Consider the following 12,589-nt stretch of genomic DNA (forward strand, 5'->3'; position numbering starts at 1 on the left):
CAGACCCTAGATAAATTGATTTATATACTGATTAAACACAACAGGCGCTTCAACGTTTGAAATATGCGAAGCATTAATTTCAACCAACTGAGCCTTTGGTATGTGTTGCAACATCCATTCAGCATCTGTAACTGTGGTCACAGGATCATGAGTTCCTGCAATAATTAAAACAGGTATCATGATTTGTTTTAGTTCATCACGAAGATCCGCTTTAGCCAAAGCCTCACAACAATTGGCATAGCCCAGTGCACTGCCAGCACTTAAGTCGTTACATAGGTGGCTAACAACTGAAGGATGACTTTGGAGAAAGGGATCGGTAAACCAACGAGATGCTGCGGTTGCAGCAATTGGTTCTAAACCTTGCTTTCGTACCAGTTCGGCACGATCTTGCCATTCTTGTTCCTGTCCAATCTTCGCTGCTGTATTGGCAACAATCACATGACTAAAACGCGATGGATAATGAATCGCTAACCATTGTCCAGTTAGTCCACCCATTGAAATTCCACAAAAGGCGGCTTTTTCAATCTTCAAATGATCTAGTAAAGCAATCACATCTTCACCTAACTGCTGCAAAGTGTAAGGACCAGTTGGAGTAGAAGATGAACCATGACCACGAGTGTCATAACAAATCACAAAAAAGCGATCTTTAAAAAAATTAAACTGCTGTTGCCACATCCCAAAATTCGTACCTAGGGAATTGGAGAATACCAGAGCAGGGGCATTTGCATCACCAAAGGTCTGATAATGAATCATGACATCTGCGGATTGAAACATCGGCATTACTGTTCTCCTGTATCTAGATCAACACGCTGAATAATCAAAGCAATACCTTGACCCACACCGATACACATCGAACACAAAGCATATTGCCCCTTGATCTGTTCAAGTTGGTTCAGCGCTGTGGTCACTAATCTCGCACCCGATGCACCGAGTGGATGACCTAAAGCGATCGCACCACCATTCGGATTGATACGCGCATCATCATCTGACAAGCCTAAATCACGAGTCACCGCTAGAGCTTGAGCTGCAAAGGCTTCATTTAACTCAATCACATCCATTTGTTCTAAGGTCAGATTGGCTTGTTTCAGTAACTTTTTGATTGCAGGCGCAGGGGCAAAACCCATAATGCGGGGTTCAACACCCACCGTAGTGGCTGCAATGATTTTGGCACGTGGCTTAAGTTGGTATTGAGCAACCGCATCATCTGAGGCTATCAATAGTGCTGCTGCACCATCATTAATGCCTGAAGCGTTACCCGCAGTGACTGTGCCATCTGCTTTCACCACACCTTTGAGTTTGGTCAATGCTTCAATCGTGGTCGATGCACGTGGGTGTTCATCGGTATCAATCACGACCACATCACCTTTACGTTGTGGGATCGTGACTGGAACGATTTCTTGTTTAAAAAAGCCTTTGGCTTGTGCTGCTGCAGTCCGTTGTTGGCTGTTTAGGGCAAACTGGTCTTGATCGATCCGATTAATCTTAAATTGCTCTGCCACGTTTTCCGCAGTTTGTGGCATGGTGTCTACACCATAGATTTCTTTGAGCTTTGGATTGATAAAACGCCATCCCATGGTGGTGTCTTCAATCTTTTGACTACGACCAAAAGCACTGTCCGATTTACCCATCACATAGGGTGCACGGCTCATACTCTCGACACCACCCGCAATGATGAGATTTGCTTCACCTACTTTAATCGCACGTGCAGCCATGGCAATCGCATCTAAGGATGAACCACATAAACGGTTCACTGTGGTTGCAGGGACTTGATACGGCAAGCCAGCCAATAATGCGGACATACGTCCCACATTACGGTTGTCTTCACCCGCTTGATTGGCACAGCCATAGATCACATCATCCACCTGTTGCCAATCGACCGTTGGATTACGTTGCATTAAGGCTTGAATTGGAACTGCACCAAGGTCATCTGCACGTACAGGGGCTAAACCACCTGCATAACGACCGAATGGGGTACGAATCGCATCAATGATGTATGCATTTTTCATAGTCTTACACTTCCATATTTCAATCTGTTGGGACCACTGCCACAAATTACGGGTTCAGTCATACTTCCTTTGCGTAGGCAATGCCTCACTTTTGACAGGGCAAAAGTGACAAAACCCATTGTTGAACAGAGGAGACTTCCTTGCCTCCCTGTCCAACGGGCGACATCCATGTCGCCTGTCACGATAGTTAACTACGGGAAAAAATCTAAATATAAGTGAGTAAAAAACTGCATTTAAATCATTCCAATCAGTATTTCGCGGTGGCGACATGGATGTCGCCTCGTTACTCAGCACAACACGGATGTTGTGTCTGAGTAACAAAGGATTTTTGTTACTTTTTATCCTTAAAAAGTAAGATGCCGCCTATACAAAAAGCTTTTGCTTTAACCCGTAATTAGTTGCTGGTAAACATTAACCCTGTGTCGCATCAATCAATTGAGCACCCGTCAAAGCCTGCAGCTCTTCAAAGCTTAGACCATCCACTTTCTCAATCACTTTTAAACCTTCTGTGGTCACATCAATCACACACAGATCGGTATAGATACGATCAACACATTTCAGACCCGTTGCAGGATAAGATAAGGTTTCAACAATCTTCGGTTCACCTTGTTTGGTGACATGATCGGTGGTGATAAACACTTTCTTTGCACCTACAGCCAAATCCATTGCACCACCCACAGCAGGAATCGCATCGGCTGCACCCGTATGCCAATTGGCAAGATCACCGTTGGCTGCGACTTGGAACGCACCGAGTACCGCAATATCCAGATGACCACCACGCATCATGGCAAAGGAATCACCATGATGGAAAAAGCATCCCCCAGTGAGCATGGTCACATATTCTTTGCCTGCATTAATCAGCTCAGGATCTTCTTCACCTTTGGCTGGTGGTGGGCCAAATGCCAATAAACCATTTTCAGAATGTAGAAAGACATCTTTATCGGCTGGTAAGTAATTTGAAATCTTGGTCGGTAAGCCAATACCTAAATTGACATAAGCACCATCAGGAATATCTTGTGCAACACGTTCTGCAATTTGATCACGGCTGAGTTTTTGATAGCTCATGTTATTCTCCTTATTGCGCAACAGGTGATGTTGCTTTAACAGCAACCACATGCTGGACAAAAATCCCTGGGGTAATAATGTGTTCAGGATCAAGCTGACCGAGTTCTACTACTTCAGAGACTTGAGCGATGGTGACATCTGCAGCCATGGCCATGATTGGTCCAAAGTTACGTGCCGACTTATTAAAAACTAAATTGCCCCAACGATCGCCTTTGTGAGCTTTGATTAAGGCAAAGTCAGCTTTAATGGGATATTCCAGTACATAGTCTTTGCCATCGATATGACGGGTTTCTTTGCCTTCTGCCAATAATGTTCCGAAGCCAGTGGGTGTAAATACCGCCCCTAATCCCATCCCAGCAGCTTGGATACGGCAAGCGAGATTGCCTTGTGGGACGAGTTCTAATTCGATCTTGCCTGCATGGTAGAGTTCATCGAACACCCATGAATCAGACTGACGTGGGAAAGAGCAGATGATTTTACGGACTGCACCTGTTTTTAGGAGTTTGGCAAGACCATAATCGCCATTGCCTGCATTGTTATTGACGATGACAAGGTCTTTAACCCCGAGTTCAATCAGAGCATTGATGAGTTCAGCAGGTTGTCCTGCGGTTCCAAAACCACCAATCATGATGGTTGAGCCATCTTGGATTTGGGAGAGTGCTTCAACTAGTGAAGCTTGTGATTTGTCGATCATAATAAATTCATCCTACAATCAAGTCTTGCTGATCTGTTTTTCAGAAGATGACTGGGTCATCACAGTATTTGGGTGGGTGTGAGGATTTAAAAGAATCTGGGCAATAACACCGATACAGATGCCCCAAAAAACTGAGCTAAGTCCAAGAAAGTGCATTCCTGAAACTGTTGCAAGAAATGTGATTAATGCTGCATCGCGCTGATGATCATCTTTCATCGCAATCATGACATTTGTCCCAATCGCCCCAAGCAGAGCTAATCCTGCTAAAGCTGCGATGAGTTCTTTGGGAAGAAGGCTGAAGAGCATGACAATACTGCCAGCAAATAAGCCACCTAAAATATAGAAAATACCGTTCGCAATACCTGCGATATAACGCTTCTCTTTGAGTTCATGAGCATCTTTACCCATACATAGAGCAGCAGTAATTGCAGCAAGTACAATCGTAATTCCACCTACACATGCGACTGCGAGTGAAGCGATGCTTGATGCTGTAATAATCGGTTTAGCAGGGGTGTCATAGCCACTCAGTTTCATAATTGCCATACCTGGCAAAAACTGTCCTGTCAGACTCACAAGAATTAAAGGTAAAGCCAAGTTTAATGTAGAGTGCCAAGTCCATTCTGGATAAATGAAATGAGGAATAGCAAAACTAAACTGCATTTCAACAGGATTCATTTTTCCCAAAATTAAGCTGAGTGAAACACCACACAACAAAACCCACAGCATGGTATAACGAGGTGAATATCGTTTTGCTAATAAATAACAAAGCAACATGCTGAAAATGATCAAAGGCATGGAATCCGTTGCTACAAATAATCCGAGCCCAAATTGAAATAAAATTCCTGCCATCATGCCTGCTGCGATTCCTTGAGGAATCCATTTCAGCAATTTGTCAAAATATCCTGTCGCTCCAACTATAAAAATGACAATCGCTGAAGTGATATAAGCTGCAACAACTTCATTCAAAGAGATATTTGGAAACAGTGAAACCAATAATGCCGTACCAGGAGCTGACCATGCTGTGATGACAGGGGTTTTATAACGAATTGAAAGATAGATTCCAGCAACAGCAGCACCAATTGATATGCCCCAAATCCATGAAATCATCATTTCTGTTGAGATATTTGCTTTTTGTGCTGCTTGGAAAAAGATAATAAGCGGACCAGAATATGAAATCAGAACCGCTAAAAATCCTGCAATAGTTGCTGAAATAGACCAATCATTTTTTAAACTCGTCAACAGGTTAGTCATAGCGCCTCCTTGCAAGATTTCCTGCTGTTTAGATCAGAATTACCCCTGATCACCACCACCAACTGCAATTACACTGCCAGTCATATAAGACGACTCTTCAGATGCTAGAAAGAGAATGGCATTTACCTGTTCATCGATAGTTCCATATCGTCCCATCAGACTTCTTTCTTTGGTTTGATCTACAACCTGTTGCATCCAAACTTTTTCATCTTCGCTAAGTGGAGCTGAATTACGAGGTACTTTACGTGGTGGAGCGTCTGTTCCACCCGTAGCAATCGCATTCACTCTGATGCCATTTTTGGCATGCTCAAAAGCCAACGATGCGGTAAGTGCATTTACACCACCTTTAGCTGCCGAATATGGAATACGATTGATACCACGGGTAGCGATAGACGATACGTTGACGATGACCCCATATTGATGCTTCAACATTTCAGGTAGAGCTGCACGACAACACCATAAAGTTGGAAACAGAGAACGATTGATTTCCTTGATAATTTGCTCTTCGCTAAATTCATCAAAGGGTTTCATCCAGATCGCACCGCCAACATTATTGATGAGTACATCTACTCGGCCAAACTCATGAATCGCTTTGTCTACAACAGCTTGGGCACCGTCATAGCGCTCTAAATCAGCTTGTACTGTGATTGCATGACCACCTGTGCTACGGATTTCTGAAGCAACTTCATCGACCAACTCTGAACGATCGGCTAAAACCACATATCCATTTTCAGCGGCTACCCGAATTGCAACGCTACGTCCAATCCCTTGAGCAGCACCCGTTACGATGACGATTTTGTTCTTAAATCTATCTTGAAATATCATGCTGATCTCCGATTTGATTAATTTGCAGAAAATTTTTCAAATAAGAAATTGGCAGGTTTAATTCCTTCTTGATCTAACCAACTACGAACAGCTTCAACCATTGGTACTGGCCCACAGAGGTATACGTCAACATCACCATTGTTAAGCCAATCATTTTCAATATGACCTGTTACATAGCCTTTGCGCTCATGTTGACTTTCAGGATGTGCAACAACCGTTCGATATTCAAACCAAGGATACTTACTTTGCAATTCATCTAACTTTTCTATTGCGACAAGATCAAAGTCATTTGTCACACCGAAAACTAAACGAATAGGGTGTTCTGACCCCTTTTCTTCAAGTACTTGAAGCATTGACATAAATGGGGCAATACCAGTTCCACCTGCGAGCATCAAAACGGGTCTAGTGACATGACGTAAGTAGAAGCTTCCAAATGGACCTGTGAAGTGCATTTTGTCACCAGCTTTTGCATTCTTACTCAAAAATTCGCTCATTTGACCATTTGGGACATTACGCACCACAAAACCGGTTAAACGATTGCCTGGTTTTGAACTAAATGAATATGAACGTGTTTCAGATGTTCCTGGAATACCGACATTTACATATTGACCAGCTAAGAAGTGAATTTCAGGTTGACCATCATCTAGTTGAATATCAAATGTAATTGTTGAGTCAGATAGGTTTTCGACACGTGATAAAGTGCCTTGAAAGCTATGAATTTCAGTTTTACAAACATCAGATGATGCTTGAATTTGGAAAACTGCATCCGAAGTAGGGCGACACTGGCAAGCAAGTATGTAGCCTTGTTCAGCTTCTTCTGGTGTTAAAGCATCTTCGATATAAGTTTCTTCTGGCATGTTATAACTACCAGATTCACAGAATGCACGACATGTACCACATGCACCATCTCGGCAATCCAAAGGGATATTGATCTTCTGACGATAGGCTGCGTCAGATAAAGTTTCACCTTGTGTAACTGTAATAAAACGGGTCACACCATCTTCAAATTGAAGTGCTACATTATGGTAAGACATGGCAATCATCCTATTTAAAAATTTTGATCTCGCTTACCCAACCAAAATTCCATTTGGCTGGGCTTACTGATTAGAGATGATAGATATCAATCACTTGATTGATATAATCGTTCTTTAACACCACATATTTGCTGATGATTTTTGGTTGTTCGTTAGAAAAATCGATCACATAACGAGACATACCGAAATAGCTGTAGTTGGTTTTGTAGCGAAAACTCAATGTGTTCCAATTAAACCGAACGGTGACTTTGTCTCCATCACGTTCGAGCACCTCAATATTGCTAATATTGTGGCTGGTCCGTGTATCTGGCATCGTTGCTGATGAGCGTTCAGTTTTAATACGAAATACACGATCTTCTAAACCTTGACGGTTTGGGTAATAAATCAATGAAATTTCAGACTGTGGATCTTCAGTTAACTGATCGTCGTCATCCCATGCAGGCATCCAAAAAGAAGCCTCTGGTGAATAACAACTTAACCATTCATCCCATTGTTCATCGTCTAGAAAACGTGCTTCACGATAAAGAAACTGAGCAATATTTTCTAAAGTTGCTTGAGTTGTTGTGTTCATTTGGCATCTTCCTAAATTTGGCTTTCAGCTAACTTTTTCTCAGTTGCGATAGCATTCTTCATCGACTTTAACCAATACTGATGCTGAGCTAGATATAAGCCTTCATCTTCAGTTTTGATGCCACTTAATTTAGGTTTTAAACCAATTTCATTTGCTGCATCATCGGGTCCATGTATCCAATGTTTTGAACCACGGCACATATCATTCCATTCCAGCTCTAAGCCTGCATAACCTGCTTGGCATGCGCGGAACTCTTCCAAATCATCAGGTGTCGCCATTCCAGAAGCATTAAAGAAATCTTCATATTGACGAATACGACGAGCACGCGCTTCAGGCTCTTCACCAACTGGTGCGATACAGTAAATGGTCACTTCGGTCTTATTTACACTCAGTGGGCGAAGCACACGAATCTGTGAACCGAACTGATCCATCAAATAAACATTTGGGTAAAGACATAAATTGCGCGAACGCTCAATCATCCATTTAGACATTGCAGCACCAAATTTCTCGGTGTATTCATCTGCTTTTGGATAGTTTGGACGATCTTCTGGATTTGCCCACTGAGTCCACAACAACATATGACCATGTTCGAAACCATATGATCCACCGCCTTGTTTACCCCAAGAACCAGCGCTCATTGCACGGATGTTGTCACCCGCTTCAGTTTCTTTACGATGTTGTGTAGTAGCTGCATAGTTCCAATGCACGGCAGATACGTGATAACCATCTGCACCATTTTCAGCGGTGAGCTTCCAATTACCTTCATAGGTATAGGTTGAAGAGCCGCGTAATACTTCTAAACCTTGTTCTGACTGACCAACGATCATGTCAATAATCTTGGTTGTTTCCCCAAGAAATTCCTCTAGAGATGGAACATCAGGATTCAAACTACCGAATAAGAAACCTTTATAACTTTCAAACTTCGCAACTTTCTTTAAATCGTGTGAACCATCTTGGTTAAAACAGTCAGAATAACCCGCATCGGTAGGGTCTTTAACTTTGAGCAATTTACCTGAGTTGTTAAATGTCCAACCATGGAAAGGGCACGTATAAGTCGCTTTATTGCCACGTTTATGGCGACAGAGTTGTGCACCACGATGTGAACAAGCATTAATCATGGCATTTAATTCGCCATTACGATTGCGAGCAATAATGATTGGTTGACGACCAATATAAGTCGTATAAAAGTCATTATTTTTTGGAATTTGACTTTCGTGAGCTAGGTAGACCCAATTGCCTTCAAAAATATATTTCATTTCAAGATCAAACATCGCTTGATCTGTGAATACTGAACGATGAAGTTTGTATTCACCTGTTTCTTCATTATCAACAAGCAATTCATCAATTCGATCAAGATGCGTCGTGTTGATTACTGGAATTTTTGGCATGTCCGTTCTCCGACTTTCCTAAGGAGGAAGCCCCGAGTTATTTGATTAAATCTCAATAACTCGGTTCCTAAATTACGCTTGCTTATGCAGATGCACGACGACGATCAACTTCAGTAGAAGGCGCAGAAGCCGCTTCTTTGACTAACTCGATGTTGAAAGTGATGTGTTTGAATGGTTTATCTAAACCACGACGTTGAATCTCAGCCTCATCAGTGACATCGACAGCAGTCGCTACAAGACCATCACGTGTTGCAAAAGCAAAGTCATCCCACAGGTATTTGTCGCCTTCGATATTGAACTGTGTGGTTAACTTACGGAAACCCGGTGCAGAAACAAAATAATGAACATGCGAAGGGCGATTACCATGACGACCTAACTTATTCAAAACAAACTGAGTGGTTCCTTCAGGTGGGCAACCATAACCTACAGGCATGGTGGTCAAAGCCACATATTTACCGTTCACATCGGAAAGAATGGTGCGACGTAAATTGAAATCAGATTGAGACTTATCAAAGAAAGAATAGTTCCCCAAACTATTCGCATGCCACATTTCAACTTTGGCACCTTCGATGATATTGCCGTCTGTATCCGTCACTGTACCTTCGATAATTAAAGTATCGATTTTGTCTGATTCAGAACCATCATCCATACGGGCGAAACCTACAGACTCAGGTGCACCTGCAACATACAGTGGACCTTCAATCGTACGAGGCGTACCACTAGAAACACCTGCTTTGGCATCGGCTTCATCAGCACGCAAATCTAAATAATGCTCTAGACCTAAGCCGGCAGCGAGTAAGCCCAATTCATTGGCTTGACCTGCATCTGTAAAATACTCTAGACCTTTCCACACTTCTGAAGCTTGGATATCCAAATCCTCAATTGCTTGGAATAAATCTCCCAATAAACGTACCACGATGCTTTGAACACGTTGATCTACTGCACCTGTAGCAGTATCAACATTCATTTTTTTCACTAATGCATCAATATCCTGACGATTCATATGATTTCTCCTTAACTATGCATCTCGCGTAGGTGGTGGGGAAACGGAGAGTCATTCAATCCGTTATGCCGTACCACTGTCCTTATCTCTACGACACTCTGAGCATGTGATGACGCTGTCGAGTGACGATGGGGTGTTGTGAATTAACGATCATCCTCACGGATCGAAGAGGGATGACGATTCAATGCCATCACTTCAATGTCCATGTAGGGGTACAAGGGCAAGCCCTGTAAAATGTTGTGTAGCTCTTCATTGCTTTCGACATCAAAAATACTGATGTTTGAATACTGTCCTGTAATCCGCCAAATATGACGCCACTTACCTTGACGCTGTAGATCTTGCGAATAAGCTTTCTCAACCGCTTTAATCTGATTGGCTTGTTCAGCAGGCATCTCCACAGGAAGATGCACATCCATACGAACCTGAAATAACATGTGCTTTCTCCCTTAAACCTTACGACGCAACTGTTCGATTTTGTCTTCGTCAATATCGATGCCTAGACCTGCAGTATTTGGCACCACCAATTCAAAATTTTCATAACGCAATGGTGTTTTTAAAATGTCTTGAGTCAGTAAGAGAGGACCAAATAACTCTGTACCAAAGGCAAGGCTGTCAAAAGTACTAAAGGCATGCGCCGAAGCGATGCTGCCGATCGGACCTTCCAACATAGTGCCGCCATACAGATCAATTCCCGCCAACTTAGCGATTTTGGCTACTTCACAAGCCTCAATCAGACCACCTGATTGCTCAACTTTCACAGCAAAAACATCTGCCGCATGCTGTTTCGCTAAACGATAAGCACTGTCAGGACCTGTCAAAGCTTCATCTGCCATGATGGCCACATCAAAACGCTGCGTTAGGCGAGCCAACACTTGAGTTTGTTCAATCGCACAAGGCTGTTCGATCAAATCAATGCCGCCATCCTGCAACTGTTGAATACCTTGGATACATTCCAATTCTGACCAAGCACGATTTACATCAACACGAATACTGATTTCAGGTCCTAAAGCTTTTTTGATGGCAATCACATGATCAACATCATGTTGCACAGGATTGGAACCGATTTTTAACTTGAAAATATTGTGGCGTTTGAGTTCAATCATTTTTTTTGCTTCAGCGATGTCTTTTTCAGTATCACCTGAAGCCAAAGTCCAAAGCACAGGGAGACGATCACGTAGACGACCACCCAATACTTCGCTTAGTGGCAAATTGAGTTGTTTCGCTTGAATATCCAAGAGCGCAGTTTGAATGGCACATTTTGCAAAGCGATTGCCATTGATACTTTTACGAATCAATTTGAGTGTTTGAGCCACATTTATTGAAGATTTGATCGACAATAAGAGCGGGGCAAAATAAGTATCGATATTTGCTTTGACACTTTCAGGGCTTTCTTCACCATAATTAAGTCCACCAATCGTGGTCGCTTCACCCCAACCCACAAGACCATCCGTTGTTGTGATTTTGACCAATACCAAGGTTTGGGTTTGCATGGTCGTCACAGATAGCTTATGTGGACGTATCGTTGGGATATCGACTAATATGGTTTCGATTGTTTTGTACATTTCACACCATCACTGGTTCTTTATGCTCTTCCTATACCTTAAAAGAATGATTAAACTGTGTCTAAGACTGAATATGTATTTTTTTATACCTATTAGGTATGGAGATAAGGAATGGAACTCAGATATTTACGTTATTTTGTCGCAGTGGTGGAAGAGCAAAGCTTTACCAAAGCAGCAGAACGGCTGTTCATCGCACAGCCACCTTTAAGTCGGCAAATTCAAAACCTTGAAAATGAACTAGGTGTGCAGCTTTTTGAACGAGGAAGTAGACCACTTCAAACCACAACCGCAGGTCAATTTTTGTACCAACATGCCTTAAAACTTTTGTCTAATGCGGAAGAAGTTAAGAGTATGACGAAGCGGATTGGTTTGATTGAGCGAACCTTAACCATTGGTTTTGTAGGCTCATTATTATTTGGTTTATTACCTAGAATTATTTATCTCTACCGCCAACAACACCCACATTTAAATATTCAGTTGATAGAACTCAGTACCACTGAGCAACTTCAAGCACTCAAAGAAGGGCGAATAGATGTTGGTTTTGGTCGGTTGAGAATCAGCGATCCTGCTGTAAAAAGAGTACTTTTGCGCAAAGAAAGACTAGTTGTTGCAGCCCATTCAAGTCATCCAATTGCTCAACGCGTCGAGGGAGTGCATTTAGCAGATTTGGTTGATGAAAAATTATTTGTTTATCCCAATACACCAAAACCTAATTTTTCAAGCCAACTTTTAAATATTTTTGCTGAGCATAGTTTGGTACCGAAAAATGTCCGTGAATTACGAGAAATTCAATTGGCTTTAGGTTTGGTGGCTGCTGGAGAAGGCTTATGTGTCATTCCTGCTAGTGCCGATACCATTCGATTCCCGCATTTACTTTATATTCCAATCCTAGATAGTGGTGCAGTCAGTCCGATTTTTATTACAGCAAGAGCCATGGATAACAGTGAAGATATCCAGTCTTTATACGATACGATTTATCAGGTTTATGATTTAGAAGGGATAGAATACAAGAGAACGACTTTTCAATGGGGTCAAACAGTATAGCCGTATATTTAAAGAAACTGACTTGTGGTAAGTGTCTTTATTTGAGTTATAAATAATGAATCTATTTCATATGGATAGATTCATATAAATCATTTGGTAGTAACCAAACGATCTAGTAACTTCAAAATAATTATAAATATGTAGGT

General features: G+C 42.0%; 13 protein-coding genes. 1 reads left to right on the top strand and 12 read right to left on the bottom strand.

The window, feature by feature from the left end; all coding sequences use genetic code 11:
- Positions 1–6 precede the first annotated feature (6 nt).
- The 12 genes from pcaD to Q9Q86_RS05260 form a co-directional block, all read right to left on the bottom strand.
- Entirely contained in the window at positions 7–780 is a 774-nt protein-coding gene (gene pcaD / locus Q9Q86_RS05205; RefSeq protein WP_112986523.1) for a 3-oxoadipate enol-lactonase, read from the bottom strand.
- Complete coding sequence (gene pcaF / locus Q9Q86_RS05210) at positions 780–2,006, bottom strand: 3-oxoadipyl-CoA thiolase (RefSeq protein WP_112986522.1); 1,227 nt, start codon at positions 2,004–2,006, stop codon at positions 780–782. Before pcaF ends, pcaD begins: the two co-directional genes overlap by 1 nt.
- Positions 2,007–2,417: 411 nt before the next feature.
- Positions 2,418–3,071, bottom strand: a complete 654-nt coding sequence (locus Q9Q86_RS05215) for a 3-oxoacid CoA-transferase subunit B (protein WP_039047306.1) — start codon at positions 3,069–3,071, stop codon at positions 2,418–2,420.
- Positions 3,072–3,081: 10 nt separating this feature from the next.
- Positions 3,082–3,765 carry a 3-oxoacid CoA-transferase subunit A gene (locus Q9Q86_RS05220; RefSeq protein ID WP_039047307.1) on the bottom strand — a complete coding sequence of 228 codons (684 nt, stop codon included), beginning with the start codon at positions 3,763–3,765 and terminating at the stop codon, positions 3,082–3,084.
- A gap of 18 nt (positions 3,766–3,783) precedes the next feature.
- Positions 3,784–5,016, bottom strand: coding sequence for a benzoate/H(+) symporter BenE (benE, locus tag Q9Q86_RS05225; RefSeq protein WP_039047308.1), 1,233 nt, complete (start codon positions 5,014–5,016; stop codon positions 3,784–3,786).
- Between the two features lie 39 nt (positions 5,017–5,055).
- A complete protein-coding gene (locus Q9Q86_RS05230) occupies positions 5,056–5,841 on the bottom strand; it encodes a 1,6-dihydroxycyclohexa-2,4-diene-1-carboxylate dehydrogenase (RefSeq protein WP_005402611.1) in 786 nt (261 codons plus the stop codon).
- A gap of 17 nt (positions 5,842–5,858) precedes the next feature.
- Positions 5,859–6,875, bottom strand: coding sequence for a benzoate 1,2-dioxygenase electron transfer component BenC (gene benC / locus Q9Q86_RS05235; RefSeq protein WP_039047309.1), 1,017 nt, complete (start codon positions 6,873–6,875; stop codon positions 5,859–5,861).
- Positions 6,876–6,945: 70 nt separating this feature from the next.
- Complete coding sequence (benB, locus tag Q9Q86_RS05240) at positions 6,946–7,446, bottom strand: benzoate 1,2-dioxygenase small subunit (protein WP_039047310.1); 501 nt, start codon at positions 7,444–7,446, stop codon at positions 6,946–6,948.
- A gap of 11 nt (positions 7,447–7,457) precedes the next feature.
- A complete protein-coding gene (gene benA, locus Q9Q86_RS05245; protein ID WP_004911181.1) occupies positions 7,458–8,834 on the bottom strand; it encodes a benzoate 1,2-dioxygenase large subunit in 1,377 nt (458 codons plus the stop codon).
- An 82-nt stretch (positions 8,835–8,916) separates the two neighbouring features.
- Positions 8,917–9,837 (bottom strand): catechol 1,2-dioxygenase, encoded by a 921-nt coding sequence (gene catA, locus Q9Q86_RS05250; RefSeq protein WP_039047311.1) that lies wholly within the window; start codon positions 9,835–9,837, stop codon positions 8,917–8,919.
- Positions 9,838–9,980: 143 nt separating this feature from the next.
- A complete protein-coding gene (gene catC, locus Q9Q86_RS05255) occupies positions 9,981–10,271 on the bottom strand; it encodes a muconolactone Delta-isomerase (RefSeq protein ID WP_004911173.1) in 291 nt (96 codons plus the stop codon).
- A 12-nt stretch (positions 10,272–10,283) separates the two neighbouring features.
- Positions 10,284–11,399, bottom strand: a complete 1,116-nt coding sequence (locus Q9Q86_RS05260; protein ID WP_039047312.1) for a muconate/chloromuconate family cycloisomerase — start codon at positions 11,397–11,399, stop codon at positions 10,284–10,286.
- A gap of 111 nt (positions 11,400–11,510) precedes the next feature.
- Between Q9Q86_RS05260 and Q9Q86_RS05265 the strand changes: the two genes are divergently transcribed.
- Complete coding sequence (locus Q9Q86_RS05265) at positions 11,511–12,443, top strand: LysR family transcriptional regulator (protein WP_004911169.1); 933 nt, start codon at positions 11,511–11,513, stop codon at positions 12,441–12,443.
- The last annotated feature ends 146 nt before the right edge of the window (positions 12,444–12,589 follow it).

The organism is Acinetobacter sp. A22 (genome assembly GCF_030913345.1).
Classification (GTDB): Bacteria; Pseudomonadota; Gammaproteobacteria; order Pseudomonadales; family Moraxellaceae; genus Acinetobacter; species Acinetobacter junii.

Bases quoted from the DNA above. Each gene is read 5' to 3' on its own strand.
- pcaD (WP_112986523.1), bottom strand. From the start codon at position 780: ATGCCGATGTTTCAATCCGCAGATGTCATGATTCATTATCAGACCTTT.
- Q9Q86_RS05260 (WP_039047312.1), bottom strand. From the start codon at position 11,399: ATGTACAAAACAATCGAAACCATATTAGTCGATATCCCAACGATACGT.
- catC (WP_004911173.1), bottom strand. From the start codon at position 10,271: ATGTTATTTCAGGTTCGTATGGATGTGCATCTTCCTGTGGAGATGCCT.
- pcaF (WP_112986522.1), bottom strand. From the start codon at position 2,006: ATGAAAAATGCATACATCATTGATGCGATTCGTACCCCATTCGGTCGT.
- benB (WP_039047310.1), bottom strand. From the start codon at position 7,446: ATGAACACAACAACTCAAGCAACTTTAGAAAATATTGCTCAGTTTCTT.
- benC (WP_039047309.1), bottom strand. From the start codon at position 6,875: ATGTCTTACCATAATGTAGCACTTCAATTTGAAGATGGTGTGACCCGT.
- Q9Q86_RS05220 (WP_039047307.1), bottom strand. From the start codon at position 3,765: ATGATCGACAAATCACAAGCTTCACTAGTTGAAGCACTCTCCCAAATC.
- benA (WP_004911181.1), bottom strand. From the start codon at position 8,834: ATGCCAAAAATTCCAGTAATCAACACGACGCATCTTGATCGAATTGAT.
- Q9Q86_RS05230 (WP_005402611.1), bottom strand. From the start codon at position 5,841: ATGATATTTCAAGATAGATTTAAGAACAAAATCGTCATCGTAACGGGT.
- benE (WP_039047308.1), bottom strand. From the start codon at position 5,016: ATGACTAACCTGTTGACGAGTTTAAAAAATGATTGGTCTATTTCAGCA.
- Q9Q86_RS05215 (WP_039047306.1), bottom strand. From the start codon at position 3,071: ATGAGCTATCAAAAACTCAGCCGTGATCAAATTGCAGAACGTGTTGCA.
- Q9Q86_RS05265 (WP_004911169.1), top strand. From the start codon at position 11,511: ATGGAACTCAGATATTTACGTTATTTTGTCGCAGTGGTGGAAGAGCAA.
- catA (WP_039047311.1), bottom strand. From the start codon at position 9,837: ATGAATCGTCAGGATATTGATGCATTAGTGAAAAAAATGAATGTTGAT.